Annotated in this window: 12 protein-coding genes; 2 read left to right on the top strand and 10 right to left on the bottom strand. The window is 44.6% G+C overall.

Going from position 1 to position 20,629, the window contains the following annotated elements:
- Window positions 1–213: 213 nt before the first annotated feature.
- Window positions 214–1,617 (top strand): RsmF rRNA methyltransferase first C-terminal domain-containing protein, encoded by a 1,404-nt coding sequence (locus AC075L_RS16020; RefSeq protein ID WP_118592730.1) that lies wholly within the window; start codon window positions 214–216, stop codon window positions 1,615–1,617.
- A gap of 54 nt (window positions 1,618–1,671) precedes the next feature.
- On the opposite strand, the gene addA is transcribed toward AC075L_RS16020, so the two are convergent.
- Genes addA through addB form a run of 3 tightly spaced genes read right to left on the bottom strand, consistent with a single transcriptional unit; the run spans window position 1,672 to window position 8,858 of the window.
- Window positions 1,672–4,671, bottom strand: a complete 3,000-nt coding sequence (gene addA, locus AC075L_RS16015; RefSeq protein WP_476387900.1) for a helicase-exonuclease AddAB subunit AddA — start codon at window positions 4,669–4,671, stop codon at window positions 1,672–1,674.
- Window positions 4,598–5,482, bottom strand: a complete 885-nt coding sequence (locus tag AC075L_RS16010) for a UvrD-helicase domain-containing protein (protein WP_476387899.1) — start codon at window positions 5,480–5,482, stop codon at window positions 4,598–4,600. The genes addA and AC075L_RS16010 overlap by 74 nt, the downstream gene beginning before the upstream one ends.
- Window position 5,483: 1 nt before the next feature.
- A complete protein-coding gene (gene addB, locus AC075L_RS16005; RefSeq protein WP_118592728.1) occupies window positions 5,484–8,858 on the bottom strand; it encodes a helicase-exonuclease AddAB subunit AddB in 3,375 nt (1,124 codons plus the stop codon).
- 103 nt (window positions 8,859–8,961) lie between these two features.
- Here addB and AC075L_RS16000 point away from each other — a divergent pair, with 103 nt between their 5' ends.
- The gene (locus AC075L_RS16000) at window positions 8,962–9,399 is read left to right on the top strand and encodes an FMN-binding protein (protein WP_055057270.1); all 438 of its coding nucleotides are present in this window, start codon (window positions 8,962–8,964) and stop codon (window positions 9,397–9,399) included.
- A gap of 61 nt (window positions 9,400–9,460) precedes the next feature.
- On the opposite strand, the gene AC075L_RS15995 is transcribed toward AC075L_RS16000, so the two are convergent.
- From AC075L_RS15995 to AC075L_RS15965, 7 genes are all read right to left on the bottom strand, one after another.
- Entirely contained in the window at window positions 9,461–11,377 is a 1,917-nt protein-coding gene (locus tag AC075L_RS15995; protein ID WP_118592727.1) for an NAD(+) synthase, read from the bottom strand.
- Window positions 11,378–11,435: 58 nt separating this feature from the next.
- Window positions 11,436–12,314: an Hsp33 family molecular chaperone HslO gene (hslO, locus tag AC075L_RS15990; protein ID WP_118592726.1), complete on the bottom strand. Its 879-nt coding sequence runs from the start codon at window positions 12,312–12,314 to the stop codon at window positions 11,436–11,438.
- 117 nt (window positions 12,315–12,431) lie between these two features.
- Window positions 12,432–13,244 (bottom strand): class I SAM-dependent DNA methyltransferase, encoded by an 813-nt coding sequence (locus AC075L_RS15985; protein WP_022380950.1) that lies wholly within the window; start codon window positions 13,242–13,244, stop codon window positions 12,432–12,434.
- Between the two features lie 171 nt (window positions 13,245–13,415).
- Window positions 13,416–14,564, bottom strand: coding sequence for a hypothetical protein (locus tag AC075L_RS15980; RefSeq protein WP_118592725.1), 1,149 nt, complete (start codon window positions 14,562–14,564; stop codon window positions 13,416–13,418).
- 320 nt (window positions 14,565–14,884) lie between these two features.
- Entirely contained in the window at window positions 14,885–16,942 is a 2,058-nt protein-coding gene (locus tag AC075L_RS15975; protein WP_118592724.1) for a HelD family protein, read from the bottom strand.
- 294 nt (window positions 16,943–17,236) lie between these two features.
- Window positions 17,237–19,075 carry an ABC transporter ATP-binding protein gene (locus AC075L_RS15970; RefSeq protein ID WP_118592723.1) on the bottom strand — a complete coding sequence of 613 codons (1,839 nt, stop codon included), beginning with the start codon at window positions 19,073–19,075 and terminating at the stop codon, window positions 17,237–17,239.
- Window positions 19,072–20,629, bottom strand: a 1,558-nt coding sequence (locus AC075L_RS15965; protein WP_476387898.1) for an ABC transporter ATP-binding protein, incomplete at its 5' end; no start/stop codon positions are given. The genes AC075L_RS15970 and AC075L_RS15965, both read right to left, overlap by 4 nt.

Here is a 20,629-nt window from a genome sequence, read left to right as displayed (position 1 = left end):
TCTTAGCCGGTAGAAATCTGCGTTATGGAGAAAAATCGCAACCTGTCTGAGCGAAGCCTGCAGCGGAGCGAGTTTTGCATTTTTCTCCATGCTTTTAGCAGATTTTTACCGACTTAGAAGATCTTAGATGCCGAAACCGCACTCAGACAGATATATTTTCCTGCGCGTCCCCCACCCACCAATCAAAACTACAGCAAAGGAAACCAACCCATTATGAACGAAAATACAACACCCCTCCACCCCGCATTCCTCTCCCGAATGGAAAAAATGCTCGGCAACGAATACCCCGCCTTCCTCTCCAGCTTCAATGCCCCCCGCACCTACGGCCTGCGCATAAACACCTCAAAAATCACCTGCGAAGACTTCGAAAACCTGTCTCCATTTCCAATCCGCCAGATCCCATGGATCAAAAACGGCTACTTCTACGATGAAGACATCCGTCCTTCCAGATGCCCATACTACCAGGCCGGCCTCTACTACCTTCAGGAACCCAGCGCCATGACCCCCGCCTCCCGCATCCCCATCGAGCCGGGCGACAGAGTCCTGGACCTCTGCGCAGCCCCGGGCGGCAAGGCAACTGCAGCAGGCGCAGCACTTCAGGGACAGGGGCTTCTGGTAGCAAACGATATCAGCACTTCCCGCGCCAGAGCCCTCCTTCGCAACCTGGAACTCTTCGGCATCCCAAATGTCTTCGTAGCAAACGAAACACCTGCAAAGTTAACCAAAGCATTCCCCGAATTCTTCGACAAGATCATCCTGGATGCTCCATGCTCCGGAGAAGGAATGTTCCGTAAGGAAGAAGCACTTGCCAAAGACTGGACTCCCGAAAAATCCATGGAGCTTTCCGAAATCCAGAAAGAGCTTATCCTCCAGGCAGCCGATATGCTCCGTCCCGGCGGACTGATGCTTTACTCTACCTGCACATTCGCGCCTGCAGAAGACGAACAAACTGTTTCCTGGCTTCTGGAAAACCGTCCTGACATGGAACTGGCAGAAATGGAAGATTATGAAGGCTTCTCCCATGGAGTTCCTGAATGGGGAAACAAAAATCCTGAGCTTATCAAATGCATCCGGATTTTTCCACACAAAATGAATGGAGAGGGACACTTCCTTGCGCTCTTCCGTAAAAAAGGACAGGCCATCAAGGAAAGCTCCCGTCCTCACACAAAACCGGACAAAAACGCATTTCCACTGATTGAGGAATTTCTGAACGAAATCGGTCTGAAAACCCTCTGCGGCCAGCCATTTGACTGGGAACGTGTGGAAATCCGCGGTGATAAAGCCTACTATCTTCCCCCGGTTGCCCACAACTTCCGCGGCATCACCTTCTTAAGAAACGGTCTCTATCTCGGTGACCTGAAGAAAAACCGCTTCGAGCCGTCTCAGCCACTTGCACTGGCGATCCGCAAAAATGAAGCAGAAGCAGTCATCTCTCTCTCCGCTTCTGACGAAAGGATCACCAGATATTTAAAGGGCGAAACCTTAAATATCGAACCCGAAGAAGCAGCTCACAAAAAAGGCTGGCATCTCCTCTGTGCAGATGGATATCCCATTGGCTTCGGTAAACTGGTCAACCAGATCCTGAAAAACAAATATCCGGCAGGGTGGCGCGTATAACACGCGCTTATCCCTGCCGGATATTTGAATTCACAATAATAATATTTATTCCGCTTACAGCAATATCTCTTTCTGCAATGTAAACGAATAAATGATCTTTTCCTTCACTCTTTTCCCCGTCATCCGCTCCAATGCCCGGGCATAATCCTCAAGCTGCACATGATACAGATCGATCAGCTTCTGTTCCTGTCCTCTCTTCACTCTATCCGTTTTATAGTCCACAAGAACAATCTCTTCCTCTTCCATAAAATAGGCATCGATAATTCCCTGCACCAGCACTGTTTCGTTCTTCCAACCATCATCGAGCATAGAAGCACTTCTCTGAATCACAAAAGGCTGTTCTCTATAAAGATGTTTTTTCATGGCAGCCTTCTTCATTCTCTGCCCCAGTCCGGACTCCACAAACCTCCTGATATCCCGGATCCGGATACATTCTGCTTCCTGCTCTGTCATTTTCCGGCTCTCCAGAAGTCTCTTTAACTGAGCCCGAAGCTGTTCCTCTGTATCTGCTTCTGCATAATCCAGACATTCCATTACTCTGTGGTAAGCAGTACCTCTGGCAGCCCCCTTATACTCTTCCTGCTTCTCTGCCATAAATGCGGGAACCGGCGCTTCCTGTTCTTCCTCCTGCTCTTCGGCAGACACACTGATATTCTCTTCCAGTTCACTTTCATCATGCCAGCTTCTCTTTTTCAGATCCGAAACACTGACTTTAACCGGAATATCTTCCAGATATTTATACGGATATACAAAGGAAAATCTCTTCTCTATCTCTTCCTTCACAGCCTCATCATACACTTTATTTTCATCCCAGTTCTTCAGATATTCCTCCTGCATCTGGTTTCCTGCCTGGATGAGAACTGCCTTTTCTGTCATCTGACGGACAGTAATCTTTTTTATCACAAACTCAGAGATATCATCGTAAATCCCCGGCTGTTTCTTCATGAGGATTCCATATTCCCACAAAAGTTCACTCATTGCCCGATGCCGCACCAGCGCAGGCAGTACAAAAGCCCAGTAATTCTTTGCTTTCATTCTGGTTCCCAGTGGGAGCAGTTCTTCTTCCTCATCCAGAAAACGCGACAGCGACAGCATCTGCTTTTCCAGCTTTCCGACTGTTCCTGTAAGGATCAGTTTCTCTTTTGCTCTTGTCATGGCAACGTAAAGTACCCTCAGTTCCTCTCCCAGACTCTCTTTCAGAAGCTGTCTTCTGATCACCTGCTTATTCAGCGAAGATGCGATCACCCGTTTCTCCGGTATGATAGCATCAGCCCCTATTCCCAGTTCCGGATGAAGCAAAAGACCTGCATTCATATCCTGAAAATTAAACTGTTTTCCCATACCGGCCACAAATACTACCGGAAATTCAAGTCCTTTACTCTTGTGGATCGTCATGATCTCCACTGCGGTATTGCCCGCTCCTGTCAGATTGACTTCTCCATAGTCTACCTGATATGCCTGTAGCTGTTCGATATAACGAACAAAGTTAAACAGACCCCTGTAGCTTGTCTTCTCATAGTCCATAGCTTTCTCCACAAGCATGGTAAGATTTGCAAAACGCTGCTCCCCTCCCGGAAGTGCCCTTGCATAATCTCCATACCCGGTTTCTTTCAGCACATAAAGGATCAATTCGTGGACCGGCGTATATGCAGCCATATTTCTTACCTTTTCAAGGAGACTCAGAAATCCTTTTAATTTAATATTCAGAGAGTTCTTTTCATCTGTTCGCAGATTACCGTTTAACAATTCAGATTTCAGCTTATCCGGATCCAGTTCTTTTTCGGGGATTTCATTTTCTCCTGCATATGCCGAAACACTCTCATAGAGCAGACCATCAGGATACTGTATTCTAAGCTCTGCCAGTTCCTGCGAAGTGCATCCGACAATCGGTGAACGAAGCACTCCCATAAGCGGAATATCCTGCAGCGGATTGTCACACACCTTCAGATAATTCAATACAGTCACAATCTCGGTTGCAGAGAAATATCCTGTTCTTGATGTACAATATACGGGAATCCCCTGAGATGCCAGTACTTCCCTGAAGGTTTCTGCCCATCCATAGGCAGTTCGCAGCAAAATTACAATATCCCCGTATTCCACAGGCCGGTATTCCTTCGTCTCTTTATCTACGATCTGTTCTTTTCCCACAATTTCTTTAATTCTCTGTGCAATGGCCAGCGCCTCCAGTTCCTGACCGGTCTGATTTTCCATTTCCCTGCGGTTTCCCGATGCACCTGCGTCTTCATAGTCCTGTACATCAGACAGTTCTTCTCCGTCTCTCTCGACCAGAAGAACCTCTGTCTTTACAAATTCCTCTGACTCTCCTTCCGGAAAAGAAGCTCCGGGATAAAGGGCCGCATCTTTGTCATAGGTAATCCCTCCCAGGTCTTCCCCCATGATCTGTCGGAAAATAAAGTTTACACTCTCCAGAACCTGTTCCCTGCTCCGGAAATTTTTGTGCAGGTCAATTCTCTGCTCCTGTGCTTCTTCTGTGGAATAACTTTTATATTTTTCCATGAAAAGCTCCGGCCTTGCCAGACGGAAACGATAGATACTCTGCTTTACATCTCCTACCATGAAGATATTTTTCTTCTGGTTGATCCACCCGGATACTGCTGTTGTCAGAAGCTCCTGCACTAAGTTACTGTCCTGATATTCATCCACCAGGACTTCATCATACTTTGCGGATAGCTCTCTCGCAGCCTGAGACATATGGATTTCTTCCCCTTCTTTCGTCATCAGTATCTGCAGGGCAAAATGTTCCATATCCGTAAAATCCAGAATATTCTTTTCTCTCTTTGCCTCTCCGAACTGCTCTTTAAATTGCACAGTCAGCTCAACTAACATCTCTATTGGGCCTCTGATATATCTGATCACTTCCAGAAGTTCCTTCTCTGTACTCTGGAAATATCGCTGCCCCAGTTCCTTCAGAATCCCCTTTTCCTCATCCCGGAGATCTTTCACTCTCTGTTTCTTCTGTTCATCTACATCCGCAGACTTCTTTGTGCTCAGCCGGGCAAATGAGGGTTTCATAAGGATTTTCTGCAGTTCCATTATAATCTCTTTTCTCTGCCAGTTCCTGCAGACTCCTTATAAGAAGCAGATCACTGCTCAGTGCCTCATCATACAGATACGGACCATCCGGCTCTGAGCATATTCTTCGAGCCTCCTGCACCAGAAGCTTCGCTTCCTGCAGTTCATCCTTCACTGCATCCCAGAGCATTTTCATCCACTCAGTCTCTCTTAACTCTTCCAGGGAATCAATCCTGTAATCATCCATACAGCCGGACAGCCATTCCTGCGGAAAAGGATTGCTCATAGCCATTTCATATAATTTCTGTATCAGGTTTCCCAGATTTTCATCTGACTTTCCCGTTGCAAAGCATTCCACGAATTTCTGAAACTTTTCATCTTTTCTGGCATAATATTCTTCAAGCAACGCTTTCACAACATCTCCCCGCAGAAGCTTCAGTTCCCCCTCATCTGCCGTCCGATATCCCGGATCCAGTCCGATCAGATGAAAGTAATTCCGGATAATATAGGCACAGAAACCATCAATAGTTGTAATCTGTGCAGTATGAAGCAGGGTTGTCTGTCTCTGAAGATGCTCATTATCGGGATCTTCACAGAGTGCTTTTTCAATAGCTGCCGAGATCCTCTCTTTCATTTCACCTGCTGCCGCTCTTGTAAATGTCATGATCAGCAGTCTGTCAATATCCACAGGGTGTTCTTTATCTGTGATCTTACTCAGGATACGTTCTACCAGTACTGCCGTTTTCCCGGACCCGGCTGCCGCACTGACCAGAATATTTCTGTCCCGCAGCCGTATAACCTCCTGCTGCTCCTTTGTCCACTGTACGCCCATCTTATTCTGCCTCCCTGTCAAATGCTTTCCATAATTCCTCATCAGAGAAGTTTTTCAGTCTGCGGAATTCATATCCTGACAGCCTGCGGTCAAATCCACATACCGTCATATACGGACAATAAGTACACGCATTCTTTTTTCCGAGCTCATAGGGAGAAACCTCCGCATCTCCCTCCAGAATAGAACTTCTTATCTTCTCAATCTTCGTCCTTACATACCGTCCAAGCACTGCAAACTGTGTTCTGTCTGCCACAGAAGAATTTTTGCGAAAGCTTCCGTCCTTATTAAATGCGACAGGAATGGAGCCAAGACTGCTGTCCATCCTGTACACAAGCTCCGGATCTGCCTGAACCAGCCCATTCATCTTCAGTTCTTTCATAAGACCTGCACTGACTGCTTCCACATCCGCATCTATCTTCTCCTGGATCATAGGATCCTTGATATTGTAATAGAAAACTCCCGCAGGAATAATCTCCTTATCCGGATATTTCTTCTGCTCTACACGCAGAGCACCATCCAGATAGATCATCAGCTGTAACTGCAGGCCATGATACAGATAAACCAGGTCAAAGGATGTATTTCCGGTTTTATAATCAATTACCTTCACATACACCTTATTCTGATCTTCCATAATATCTACTCTGTCAATCCGTCCTCCCCCGAAGGTTACCTCAAAGCCTTCCGGCTGAAATTCTCCCTGTTCCAGCTGTTTCTGAAGTGCCCATACCGTCCTTCGCAGAATTCTCCTTGTTCTCTCGATCATATATTCATTTCTGGCACTGCTTTTGAGCACTGTGTTTCCATAATCTGCCACAATATTATCCAGACACCGGTCCGCAATCTCATTCCGTTCCTGTTCTGTCAGCTCTGTCCATTTCATGCCTCTTTTTCGCACTTCTTCTGCAAAGCTTTCCAGTGCTTCATGCATAACATTTCCCATATCCATAGGTTTAAACTCATATTCCACACGCTCGGTAAGCTTCATTCCATACTGAAGGAAATGTGCAAATGCACAGGCTGCAAAACGTTCCAGTCTGGTAGCACTGTAAGGTGAAACCTCTCCGTATAATGCCTTCGCCACACTCTGGCTGATAATGTCCTTTGGTTTTCCGGCAAAAGCCGACTGTACCAGCTTCTGTACTCTGCTTCTGTATTCCGGATTCCGCAGATACCAGCTGTAAAGCTCTCCAAACATTGCATCCGTCTCATCTACCTGCTCCAGAATATCCTCATGTTCTTTCTCTGTCTCCTGTACCAGCTTCTCCAGAAACAGATCAATCCCAGCTTCCGGATTTTCCGGATAACAATAATTGTTTATAGAATTTTTATGGGGTCTGACCCCGGCTCCACCCTCAATTTCCAGCTTCGGATACAGACTGCGTATACTCCCGATCAGATATGCCGGACTTATGCCTTCTCCTTTTGCATTGGTATCACTATAGGAGAGGATCAGCTTTTCTCCCGGTTTCGTCATATTCAGATACAGATAAAACCTCTGCATATTCATCAGTTCTTTAGGCCCCGGTGCCAGTTCCACGCCCTGCTCCTGGAAGAAATCCCTGTCAAGCTCTGATAAGATTCCTCCTGTCTGTGTACTCTTTGGAATATTACCCTCATTCACACCGACAAAGAATAACGCCTTAATCTCCTTTAAGCGGGATCGTTCCATATCACCCACCATTACCTGATCTATGCTCGGCGGGATCAATGCAACCTTTGCCTGAGAAAGTCCTGATTCCAGAAGCTGTCGGAACTCCTGTCTGTTTACCGTTTCTTCGCCAAGAATCTCAACCATCTTATCCAGCAGGTCCATCACAATTCCATAAATCTGGTTATATTCTTTTTCCATTGCTTTATCGCCTGACTCTTTAAACTTTCGCTCCTGTCGTTTCAGTTTCTGCCAGACATTGCTTTTTTGGATAAACTCATAGAGAATCCGGCAGTACTCTTCCACTGTCTTCTTCCCGGAACCAAATCCCTGTGCAAGTTCCCTTACTTCTTCCGCAAAAATCTCTCTGATCTCATTCAGTTCCTGTATCTTCTCCGCTTCCATTCCTCTGTATACACGAACCCATTTTTCAGACCATTTCTTATATCCCCGGATTCCCAGCGCCAGCACGTAATTCTCCAGCTTATCAGCCTGTTCTCTGGTAACTTCTGACATCCCGCATCTGAGATAACGGAAAACACTCTCATAAGGAAATCCCTGTACCGCCATCTCCATGGCAGCGCGCAGATACTCCACAAAAGGATTCATCATTACCGAATGCTTCTCGTCAATAAAATATGGAATATCTGCCTCCTCAAATACCTGTGCTGCAAGTCTTGCATATTCTTCCAGATTTCCTGTGATCACTGCAATCTCACCATAGCGGTATCCGCAGGTACGCACAAGTTCTGACATCCTTCTGGCAGCCTCCCGCATTTCTTCCAGGGGGGATGGCGCAGTAAATATTTTTATCTCCTGCTGTTCTTCGGCATACACGCCCTTTCTGTAGCGGAAGATATTTTTCTCCAGAAACTGTAAGGCAGGTGCCTGTGCAAACCGGGACTGTCCGGATGGTTTCAGATACACCGGATCCTCCAGATCTCTGCTCAGCCCTGCAAGTGTCCGTATCATCTGCTTGCTCATAAAGAAAAGCTGATAAGGTTTTCCCGGAGAAAAAGCATCCTCCCGTTCGTCCATAGTCACAGTAACACTTATGCGGTCAGCAATGACCAGAAGTTCCCTGAGCACATTGACCTGAATTGGCGTGAATCCGGTAAATCCATCAAAGAGAAATTCCGCTCCCTTAAGTTTTTCGGAAAAAGGAAGCTGTTTAAGCAGGACATCCATCACCTCTTCCCCTGTCATATAATGCCCCTTCAGGAATTCCCTGAATGACTGATAAAGGATTCCCACATCCTTAAGCTTCATTTCAAGTAATGGCTGATCTTTGGCCTTCTCTTTCATTTCTGCCAGATTCTCTTCTCTGATATCATACTGCATAAATTCTGAAACCAGAGACTTCACCTCATCCAGATATCCCGGCTTATTCATCTGACTTCCCAGATAGGCAAGTTCCTTTCTGTGCTGCTGCACCATTTTCTGCAGCACCATGCTTTTTCCCGTATCTTCCAGAACCTTTCTGTTATCTCCGCCGGTTTCTTCAAATACACGGTACGCAAGACGTTCAAAGCTCAGGATGTCAATATTCAGGATTCCTTTTCCCGGGTGCATTTCCACCAGCGTCTTCTGTGTCTGCATGGTAAACTGCTCCGGAACAATAATATAGTAATTTCTCTCCGGATGTTCCATGGACTCCCGGATTACTCTCTCATATGCAAAATAAGACTTTCCGGCACCGGAACTGCCGATAATAAACTGTAATGACATTCTTCTCTCCTTACTGTCGGTTACTCACATTCGTTGTTTCAGTATATCATAATTTAAGCACTTCTGTAATAGAATATACAAAACCATCCAGGAGGCGTGTACCATGAGTGCAAAAACAAAAATCATAGTCCTACATATGAAGGAAGTTATATACACCGGCATTTTCCTTCTTCTTGCTGTCATCCTGGCTATTGTACTTTTTTTCATGTTTGGATCCGGTCAGAAAAAAAGTGCCTCAGCCGATGCCAAAAGCCTGTACAAACCGGGAATTTATACTTCCTCCATCGACCTGAATGAAAACACCTTTGACCTGGAAGTAACTGTTGACTCTGACAGGGTAACTTCCATCCGTCTGGTAAATTTAAGCGAAAGCACCGCAGCCATGTTTCCTCTCATGGAACCGGCTCTGGAATCACTGGCCAGCCAGATCTATACCTCCCAGTCGCTGGAAAACATCCAATATTCCGAAGATCAGAAGTATACTTCCATGATTCTTTTGAATGCAATTGAAACAGCACTGAAAAAAGCGGAGAACAACTGATCGTTCTCCGCTTCGCCATGCAAAATCACGCGGATAAAATCCTCCACTCCGCTATGCGATTCTAAATATCCATATTTTCAAGCTGCTCCAGCCATACCCCTGCACTTGCATCACTTGGCATTCTCAGATCACCTCTCGGTGAAACCGCAACGCTTCCCACCTTCGGGCCATCCGGAAGACAGGAACGTTTAAACTGCTGTGCAAAAAATCTCCAATAGAAGGTTTTCAGCCATTTGAAGATTGTCTCCTTATCATACATTCCTTCAAAAGTCTCACATGCCAGCCTGTAAATTTTCTCCGGTTCAAATCCTGCACGAAGCATATAGTACAGATAGAAATCGTGAAGTTCATAAGGTCCCACCAAATCTTCTGTCTTCTGTGCGATCTTGCCATCCTTAGGCGGCAGAAGTTCCGGACTTACCGGTGTATCCAGAATATCAAGAAGAACCTCTGTCAGCTTCTCATCTTTGCAGGTGTCCGCATAATAACGTACAAGATGACGCACCAGAGTTTTCGGCACTGAAGCATTCACGCCGTACATGGACATATGGTCACCATTGTAGGTTGCCCATCCCAGAGCCAGCTCAGACAGATCTCCTGTTCCCACCAGAATCGAGCCATCCTGATTTGCACTGTCCATCAGGATCTGCGTTCTCTCTCTTGCCTGGCTGTTCTCATAAGTCACATCATGCACAGACGGATCATGAGCAATATCCCTGAAATGTATATTTACTGCTTCTTTGATATTGATCTCACTTAAAGTCGCACCCAGACACTGACTTAATTTGCAGGCATTCTGATAAGTTCTGTCTGTGGTTCCAAAGCATGGCATGGTAATACAGTGGATATCCTTTCTGTCCGCACCGGAAAGGTCAAAGGCTCTTGCGATCACAAGCAGTGCCAGTGTGGAATCCAGACCTCCGGAAAGTCCCACTGTTGCCTTATGGCAATGGATATGATCCATACGTTTCTTAAGTCCCATTGCCTGGATATTCAGGATTTCATCACAACGCATATCCCTTTCTTCTTTTCGTGAAGGTACAAAAGGATACTGCGAATATTTTCTGGTCAGTTTTGTCTCTTCCACATTCAGATGGAAGCACACTTTAATATGATCACTGTCGTCAGCCGGCTGATAAGTAGTCAGTCTTCTTCTCTCATCGTTCAGCCTCTGCACATCAATCTCACTGTATACAATACCATTGTGGAAACGTTTTCCTTCCGCAAGGATCACTCCATTCTCTGCAATCATATTCTGACCGCCAAAGACCAGATCCTGTGTGGACTCACCTTCTCCTGCATTTGCATATACATATCCGCACACCAGACGTGCAGACTGTCCGGAAACAAGATCTCTGCGGTAGCTGTCCTTTCCGACCATCTCATTGCTGGCTGACAGATTCACGATCAGATTCGCTCCTGCCTGTGCATGGAGAACGCTTGGCGGCAGTGTCACCCATAAATCCTCACAGATCTCTGCTGCTGCCACAAGCTCCGGCTCCTCCTCACAGATAAAAAGAATATCTGTTCCGAAAGGAACTCTCTTTCCCTCAATATCCACATATTCCAGACATCCAAGACCTGATGCAAAATGGCGCTGCTCATAAAATTCTCCATAGTTTGGAAGATAAGTTTTCGGAACCAGCCCAATGATCTCGCCTCTGTTTAAAACTGCTGCCACATTATATAATTTTCCATGATTTCTGAAAGGCACACCTACAAAAACAAGGGCATCCACATCAGCAGTTTCCTTTGTGATCTTCAGCAAAGTTTCCCAGGCGCTGTCGAGAAGACGTCTCTGCAGGAAGAGATCCTGACAGGTATAGCCTGTGATACAAAGCTCCGGAAAAGTCATAACCTTCACATGTTCTTTCTCCATCTCATGGATCAGTCTGATAATCTCATTTCCATTGGCATTGCAGTCTGCAACTGTGATATAAGGTGTTGCGGCTGCTGTTTTGATATAACCGTTTTTCATTTTCTACCTCTTCTTCCCTGTGCTCCGGCAGATCCATCTGTCAGTACATTGGCATCTCTTATTTACATTTACGCAGGATTTCTTTCAGTTCTTCCACTGTAAATTCATAATTCTTATTACAGAAATGGCAGTTCATCTCAATGGACTTACCTTCCTGGATCATTTCATTGAGTTCTTTTCTTCCGATGCTGATCAGAGCTTTCTCCACTCTTTCTCTGCTGCAGTTACAGTAAAATTCCGTAGGAACTTTCTCATTGATCTCCATATCAAAGCCCTCCAGAACTTTCTCAAGCAGACTCTCAGGAGTATGCCCCTCTTCCAGAAGATTTGTGACAGATGTGATTTTCTGCACATTTTCCTCAAGCTTCGCAATTGTGCTTTCTTCCGCAAACGGCATCAGCTGCACGATAAATCCGCCAGCCTGACGTACTGTATTGTCTTTATTCATAAGAACTCCAAGACCAACTGCTGACGGTACCTGTTCACTTGTAGCAAAATAATAGGTAATATCTTCTGCGATCTCGCTGGTCTGAAGCGCAACCTGTCCAACATAAGGCTCTTTCAGTCCCATATCCTTAATCACGTTCATAAATCCTACACCGACAGCACCTGCAACATCCAGTTTTCCCTTGCTGTTTGCCGGGATACATACATCAGGATTTCCCACATATCCCTTTACACGACCTTTGGAATCTGCTGTCACAGTAATTCCTTCCAGAGGACCTCCTGCCTTAATCTGAAGTGTGAGGATGTCCTTATCCCCCTTCATCATGGTACCCATCATGGCACCTGCTGTAAGAAGACGTCCCAGTGCCGCTGTGGCTACCGGGCTTGTATTGTGATCCTGTCTCGCTGTTTCTACTGTTTCTGTAGTAACTGCCGCAAATGCCCGAATCTGATCATTCGCTGCAATTGCTCTGATAATATAATCGTTCATTCGTTTATTACTCCTGTTATTTCTTTCATATTATTTTCATTTTGTCCATGGCTTAACATCAAATCAATAGCAATCCCCGTAAACAATGCATTAATTAAGAGGCCTGCTATAATCGCATCAATCCGCGCGATGTGTCTCAGGTTTCTCCGGAATCCTTCCATGATATCCGTTCTGTGCACTTTTTCCATGCTCTCTTGCAACAAAAGTCAGACGTTCACAATTCTCATCACCCGGATTATGAGTATATGCATCACAGACTGCCACCAGTTCCATTCCTGCTTTCACAATCATAGCCTTGATTGCTTCTATGGAATATGCTTTCTGTACATGTTCCTCCTCACACTTCTCATACAATCCGTCTTCTCTTGGAAGAAAAAGTGCCAGTTCATATACATTTAGGGCATTTTCCCTGTCATAACTGTTCTCCCAGATAAAGCTTCCGTCCTCTCTGTCCTCAGCAATAGTCGTATCGCCGATCACATCCCGGTATTTATGGACCGTATTCATATCAAAAATGAACAGCCCGCCCGGATCCAGATAATTATTTACCAACGCAAAAAGATACTCCAGATCTTCCTCGTCCGTCAGATAATTCATACTGTCACAGACACTGATCACAGCACGAACCGTACCATATAACTCAAAATCCTGCATATCCTGCAAAAGATACAGAATATCATGACCGGATTCTGCCCGCTTCTCCATAGCCTCTGCAAGCATCTCCTCAGAATTATCGATACCGATCATATCATATCCGGCATCTGCAAGCATCTCTGTCACAGTACCTGTTCCACATCCCAGCTCCAGAACCAGACCATCCCTGATCCCGTCCTGAGCCAGTGTTTCTATAATATAGTCTGCCCATTCACGATAGTTTACATTATCCATGAAAACATCATAAACACCGGCAAATCTTCCATATGATTCCATTCATCAGCCCTCATTATCTACCTGTTTTACTGTTCACTCCGTTCACAGCAACACATATTTTCCCTGCTATTCTACCACAACATCCGTTCTTATGTAAATAACAGGTTGGTCTCTGTCAGCGCAAAAAAGGACGACTGTTTTTTACAGCAGCCGTCCTTTTCAACTTTTCTGTTACTGATTCTTAGGCATATAGCGGACATACGCCGGTTCTCCATGATAGTAATAGTCAACGCCGTTCTCATCATAAACGTCCTCACCATTAGCAAAATCATAGGTATTTCCGTCATCATCACACCATGTACCGTCACCGTTCGGATAAATTACAAGCGGATATCCGTCGGAGTTTCTGTAAATAGTTCTTGTCTGATCTGTATCATAGTCCGGATCATCTGTTCCTACAGGTGTTCCGTCTGCATAATATCCATTGGAGGAACCATCGTCATAATCATAAGATCCGTCGCTGCTGCCATCAGAAGTATAGTCTGAAGAACTGTAATCTGATGAACCGCCCGATGAAGTATCACTGTAAGAGCCGTCTGTGCCTGCTGAAGAACTTCCATCTGATGAACTGCCGGATGCTGTTCCGTCTGTACCTGCAGCCGCTGTTCCTGTAGTTCCTGAAGTGCCGTCCGCAGTTGTACCTGCTGTAGTTCCTGAATTTTTTCCTGTTGCTGCTGCTTTCAGTACAGAATCACCGGAAATAGTGAATGAATCAACAGAAGTCTTGATTCCTGCCAGTGCTTTCTCATCCTTTACAGAACCTGCAACACTGTAAAATTCTGTTGTATTATCTGTGAAATATTTATTTACAACATATTTATAGTCACTCTTATCAGTGAGGTAATGAACTGTATAGCTGTAAACATTTACACCGCTGACTTCCTCTGATTTATAGTCCTGGATCTCAAAATCTGTACCTTCTACAAGATTATCTGCCTTTACAAGTGCAGAGGCTGTATCCTGTGAACTTGGAATGATCGCCACAGACATATCCTCCTCACCGGAACCATGCAGGATCAGGAGTTTACCCTGTTTCGGTGACTCGAAGCTTAACATATCGTCAGAATCTGATTTATTCGCCCATGTCGCATCCGGAAGTTTAATGGATACTGCTTTGTTCTTAGATGTATAGGTAGTATTCTGGGCATTGGCCGGTGCAGGGGTAGGAGTTGCTTTCGCTGCTTTGGTTGGCTCCGGTGTAGGAGTTACCTGTACCACACTTGAATCCTCGTCACTGCCGCCTCCAAAGTTACATGCAGTCATGGAAACAGATAATACAGCTGTTAAGGCCAATAACATTAGTACTCTTTTATTTTTCATAATATCCTCCTTAGAATAGATATATAGTCTTCAGGTAATATTTGATATCAGGTCAGGAGAGGAAACCTCTCTCTGATATTATTATAACTGTTCCGTACTTTATAAAATATGATGTCAGGGTCAAAAGATATTTTGCCCCTAACATTATATATTTTACAATTTCATTACATAGATGTCAATGTCGATTTCTCAGCCTTTTGCGATTTGCATAGTCTGTCATAACGCCATTTTTCTGCTTCATCATACCATTTATCTTTTTTTCTCTGTAACTGAGAGATTACTTGTTACTGTGAACGGAGTGAACAGTAACGATTACTTTTTTATTTTTCCACTTCATACATATGCAGTTCATGAAGGGCTCTTGTTGCAGCGATATATCTCGCCTGACGCACAAGCGGGCTCTGGTCTTTCTGCGGAAATACTGCAAATACCTGATCAAATTCCAGACCTTTTGCCAGATAGAATGTCGTAACTGTAAGACCTTTCTTAAAGCTTGTGCTGTTTCTGTCCAGATAAGACAGACGTTCTTTTATATCAAATCCTTTTTCTCCCAGAATTTCCTTCAGAAGAAGCCACATATGTTCTGCTTCTTTCTCTGTACGCAGGACAACCGCTGCTGTTTCATATTCTTCTTCGCCGAGTTTCAGAGTTTCTGCAATCTCTTCCGCAGCATGGCTCATATCTGCAAATATTTTCTCCTCCACCGGAGCACCATGACGTTCAAAGAGTTCCATATCTTCAATACCCGCAAGCTGATTTGCATAAGACGCAATCTCTATGGTGTTACGGTAACTCTTATTCATAATGATCTTGTGGATATCCCTCCCGAAAATCTTCGGCAGAAATTTCAGCACATCCTGCTGTTTATCATCCATAGTCTGTGCCCGGTCACCCAGGATCGTCATTCTGCAGGAGAAAATCCTCTGCAGAATTTCATACTGAAGCCTTGAGTAATCCTGCATCTCATCTACCACCAGATGCTTGATATTGCTTCTTCCCTGCTGGCTCTGCAAACGATATTTCAGGTAAAGAACAGGATAAACATCCTCATATTTCAGCTTTCTTTTCTCATAAGAAACACGCGGAAGTCCTTTGTATCCATTTTCTTTCAGGAACTGACTGTAGATCACATAAAGATCTCCGGTCACATACAGCTTCATGAATTTCTCACGGATCAGTTCTTTCTCATCATCTGCCAGATCACGATCCCGCAGAGTTTCCACCTCGTCAATGAAATAATCTGCAACTGCATCCATCCTTGAGAGCAGTGGAAAATCCTGGAATTTGAAATAAAACAATTCAATAATCTCTGATTCTTTCTTTACAAATCCCTTATATTCCACATCTTTAAAATTCATCAGCCGGTCTTCCAGTTCCACCAGATAGCGTTCCATAAGATTTATAAATTCCATGGACTGCTTTTCCTCTGCCAAAGAAGCTTTCTGCGGAAAACGGATTCTGCGTTCAATTTCATCATAGCGGTCTTCGCAGTCAGAAACTGTATCCCTAAGCTGCTCATAGGCAAAAAGATCAAAGCTCATTTCCTTAATATTCTCTTCTCCCAGTTCAGGAAGGATATGGGAGATATAATCGGAAAACACTCCATTTGGTGACAGGATCAGAATATTGGAAGACTTCAGATTCTGTCTGTCATGGTAGAGAAGATAGGCGATCCTGTGAAGCGCCACGGAAGTTTTACCGCTTCCTGCTGCACCCTGGATCACCATGATCCTGTCTTTGGTATTTCGGATAATGGCATTCTGCTCCTTTTGAATGGTACAGATAATGTTCTTAAGCTGTACCTCACCGTTACTTCCCAGCTCTGCTTTCAGGATCTCATCATCGATCTTCACATCACTCTCAAATTCGTAGATCATTTTTCCGTTGCGGATCTTATACTGCCATTTCGAAGCAACCTCGCCATGGATTTCACCCATGGGAGCCTCATAAGAAGCCGGTCCTTTGTCATAGTCATAAAACAGACCGCTTACCGGAGCACGCCAGTCGTATACTAATGGAATATGCCCTGCTTTCTCTGCGAAATTTCCAATTCCAATATAAAAGATCTCCGGTTCGTCCTCTCCTTCGTAAATGAAATCCACTCTTCCGAAGAATGGAGAATCTGCCATTCTGCGAAATCTCTGCTTCAGGATCAGCTGCTCTTCATTTGCGGAAATCTGGCGGAACAATGCCTGCTGATTATCATAATTCTCATAACCATACTGGTCCATCTCTGTATAATTTTCCCAGTAATACTCATGCATTCCCTCAATCTCTTTCTGGCCTTCCACCAGAGAAAGGCTGATTTCTGTGATACGTTCTTTTAATTTTTCCAGCACATAGCCCAGATATTCTCTGCCGTTTTTCTTATCTGTCATATTGTTGATATCCTCTGATATTTGCAACTGTTCAGTAACTTCACAGCTACAATACTCCTTATTATTGTTATCATTTTCTCTTGTTATTATGATGATAAAATATATCAATTTTCGTAGATTGGTTTTTAATTATAACATATTCCCCTCTTACAGAAAAGACAAAAATCCGGCAAAAATCCCTCAGCCGGTATCTGTGTGATCCTATATCCTCCTGGCGAAGGAAATATCTGCATTAGCCTGGAGCCGGATATATTCTCTTTCACAAATACCCCTGAGGGATTGTAACTTTATATTTTAGACAGTTGCCTTATTCTCAAACTGGCTGTTATACAGGTCTGCATAGAAGCCTTTCTTAACCAGAAGCTCTTCATGATTACCCTGCTCGATAATGTCACCGTCTTTCATAACCAGGATCAGGTCTGCATCCTTGATGGTAGAAAGTCTGTGTGCGATCACAAAGCTGGTTCTGCCCTTCATCAGATTGTCCATGGCTTTCTGAATACGCACTTCGGTTCTGGTATCTACAGAGGAGGTTGCCTCATCCAGGATCAGGATCTTATTATTGGCAAGAATTGCCCTGGCAATAGTGAGAAGCTGTTTCTGTCCCTGGGAAATATTACTGGTTTCTTCATCCAGAACCATGTCATAGCCGCCCGGCTGCTGCATGATAAAGTTGTGCACATGGGCTGCCTTTGCTGCTGCGATCACCTCTTCATCTGTAGCATCCAGACGTCCGTAACGGATATTTTCCATAATGGTTCCTGAGAACAGCCAGGTATCCTGAAGCACCATACCAAACATCTCTCTCAGACTGCTTCTGTTAAAGTCTTTGATGTCATAACCGTCTACCTTAATACTTCCGCCATTGAGATCATAGAATCTCATAAGCAGTTTCACCATAGTTGTCTTTCCTGCACCTGTGGGACCTACAATGGCAATCTTCTGGCCATCCTTCACATCTGCAGAGAAATCATTGATAATGATCTTATCCGGATTGTAACCGAATTTTACATGTTCAAACTGTACATCTCCTGTAAGTGTATTAACATCTACAGGGTTCTTCTCATTCTGACTCTCTTCCGGCTCCTCCAGGAATTCAAATACTCGTTCGGAAGCTGCTGCTGAGGACTGTAACAGGTTTGTAACCTGTGCGATCTGCTGGATTGGCTGTGTAAAGTTACGGATGTACTGGAAGAAGGACTGGATATCACCGACTTCAATACTTTTTTTGATTACAAACACGCCGCCTAAGAGAGCTACCATTACATATCCAAGGTTACCTACAAACTGCATGATCGGCATCATCATTCCTGAGAAAAACTGAGATTTCCATGCAGATTCATAAAGCTTCTGATTATCTTTCTCAAATTCTTCTACTACATCATTCTCTTTGTTGAAAACCCGGACCACATTATGACCACCGAAGTTTTCTTCGATCTGACCGTTTACTTTACCCAGATAGCTCTGCTGATCCTGGAAGTATTTCTGGGAATGCTTCATGACAGTCTGGATGATGAACATGGAAACCGGCAGGATCAGAAGTGCTGCCAGAGTCATCCACACATTGATGGAAAGCATCATAATAAATACACCGATCAGGGTTGTCACTGATGTGATCAGCTGTGTCAGACTCTGGTTCAGACTCATCTGCAGAGTATCCACATCATTGGTGATACGGGAGAGGATCTCTCCGTTTGTTCTGCTCTCATAATAATTCAGAGGCAGTCTGTTGATTTTCTTTGAAATATCTTTTCTCAGATTATAGGTAACATCATTGGAGATCCCTGACATTACGAATCCCTGTACAAAGGAAAAGCATGCACTTAACACATATAATCCAAGTGTCCATAACAGGATCATCCCGATCTTTCCGAAGTCAATTTCACCGGTTCCGTTTACCTTGGCAACCAGGCCGTTAAACAGCTCTGTGGTCGCCTTACCTAAAATCTTAGGCCCTACAATACTAAACACAGTTCCCGCTACTGCAAAGATAAACATCAGTATAAAGCGGAATTTATATCGTCCCATATAACGGAAAAGCTTAGCCATGGAGTCCTTGAAGTCTTTCGCCTTTTCGCCGGACATCATACGTCCACGTCCTCCCATAGGACCTCTTCTTCTCTGTTCGCTCATGCCAGTTCCTCCTCTGATAACTGAGATCTTGCAATCTGCTGATATACCTCACAATTTGCCATCAGTTCCTTATGAGTTCCAATACCTGCCATATGTCCGTCGTCCAGTACAATGATCTGGTCTGCACCAAGGATAGTACTGATTCTCTGGGCAACGATCACAGTAGTTGCATCCTTGGTGTACTCCTTCAATGCCTTTCTTAACTGACTGTCAGTCTTAAAGTCAAGAGCAGAGAAGCTGTCATCAAAGATAAATATCTCCGGATCCTTTGCAATGGCTCTGGCAATGGACAGACGCTGTTTCTGTCCGCCCGAAACATTGGTACCTCCCTGTGATACAGGGGATTCATATTTCTCCGGTTTTGTATCAATAAATTCTGTAGCCTGTGCAACCTCTGCTGCTTCTTTTACCTGTGCATCAGTGATCTCCGGCTTACCATAGCGGATATTGGAATCAATAGTACCTGAGAAAAGTACACCCTTCTGTGGCACATATCCCAGTTTGTCACGAAGTTCTTTCTGAGTCATGTCGCGGACATCCACACCATCCACTTTAACAGAACCCTTTGTCACATCATAGTATCTTGGGATCAGGTTGATCAGGGTACTCTTACCGCTTCCAGTACTTCCGATCACTGCGATCGTCTGACCTTTCTTTGCTTTAAAGGAAATGTCTGTCAGTACATTCTCACCTGCTTCCGGGTAAGCGAAGGATACATGGTCAAATTCAATCTCACCTTTCACATTTTCTGACGGATGTACCGGAGTTTCCGGATCCTGAATAGAAACCTCTGTTTTCAGAACCTCATCAATACGAAGCGCTGCAACATTTGCTCTCGGGAGCATAATAGACATTGCAGTGATCATCAGGAAGGACATAATGATCTGCATTGCATACTGGATAAATGCCATAACATTACCAACCTGCATGGTTCCGTTGTCTACTGCATGGGCACCACTGTAAATAATAAGTACAGATACACCATTCATGATCAACATCATAATGGGCATCATAAAAGTCATACATCTGTTGACAAACAGGTTTGTTTTTGTCAGATCCAGGTTTGCTTTCTCAAAACGATCTTCCTCATGCTTCTCACGGCTGAATGCACGGATAACAGGGATACCTGTCAGGATCTCACGGGATACCAGATTCAGTCTGTCGATCAGAGTCTGTAAGATAGTGAATTTAGGCATTGCCACCTGGAACAGCACAAAGATCACAATCAGGATCAGGCCAACTGCCACACCAAGGATCCATGTCATGGAAGAATCTGTGTTCAATACCTTGATCACACCACCAATACCAAGGATCGGCGCGTACAGAACAATACGGAACATCATTGCCATAACCTGCTGTACCTGCTGCACATCATTGGTGCTTCGTGTGATCAGGGATGCTGTGGAGAATTTGTGATATTCTCTGCTGGAGAAGCTCATAACCTTACGGTAAATGCTGTTTCTCAGGTCATGACCAAGTCTGCCTGCCACTCTGGCCGAAATAAATGTGACGCTGATCGCTGCCAGCATGATCACCAGAGCCATGGCAAGCATT

This window comes from Blautia sp. ZXY-1-B12, assembly GCF_056339915.1.
This window is presented reverse-complemented; position numbering and strand designations above follow the sequence as displayed.

Excerpts from the sequence above, each read along its gene's own strand:
- AC075L_RS16020 (WP_118592730.1), top strand. The coding sequence starts at position 214 with ATGAACGAAAATACAACACCCCTCCACCCCGCATTCCTCTCCCGAATG.
- addA (WP_476387900.1), bottom strand. The coding sequence starts at position 4,671 with ATGGAACTGCAGAAAATCCTTATGAAACCCTCATTTGCCCGGCTGAGC.
- AC075L_RS16010 (WP_476387899.1), bottom strand. The coding sequence starts at position 5,482 with ATGGGCGTACAGTGGACAAAGGAGCAGCAGGAGGTTATACGGCTGCGG.
- addB (WP_118592728.1), bottom strand. The coding sequence starts at position 8,858 with ATGTCATTACAGTTTATTATCGGCAGTTCCGGTGCCGGAAAGTCTTAT.
- AC075L_RS16000 (WP_055057270.1), top strand. The coding sequence starts at position 8,962 with ATGAGTGCAAAAACAAAAATCATAGTCCTACATATGAAGGAAGTTATA.
- AC075L_RS15995 (WP_118592727.1), bottom strand. The coding sequence starts at position 11,377 with ATGAAAAACGGTTATATCAAAACAGCAGCCGCAACACCTTATATCACA.
- hslO (WP_118592726.1), bottom strand. The coding sequence starts at position 12,314 with ATGAACGATTATATTATCAGAGCAATTGCAGCGAATGATCAGATTCGG.
- AC075L_RS15985 (WP_022380950.1), bottom strand. The coding sequence starts at position 13,244 with ATGGAATCATATGGAAGATTTGCCGGTGTTTATGATGTTTTCATGGAT.
- AC075L_RS15980 (WP_118592725.1), bottom strand. The coding sequence starts at position 14,564 with ATGAAAAATAAAAGAGTACTAATGTTATTGGCCTTAACAGCTGTATTA.
- AC075L_RS15975 (WP_118592724.1), bottom strand. The coding sequence starts at position 16,942 with ATGACAGATAAGAAAAACGGCAGAGAATATCTGGGCTATGTGCTGGAA.
- AC075L_RS15970 (WP_118592723.1), bottom strand. The coding sequence starts at position 19,075 with ATGAGCGAACAGAGAAGAAGAGGTCCTATGGGAGGACGTGGACGTATG.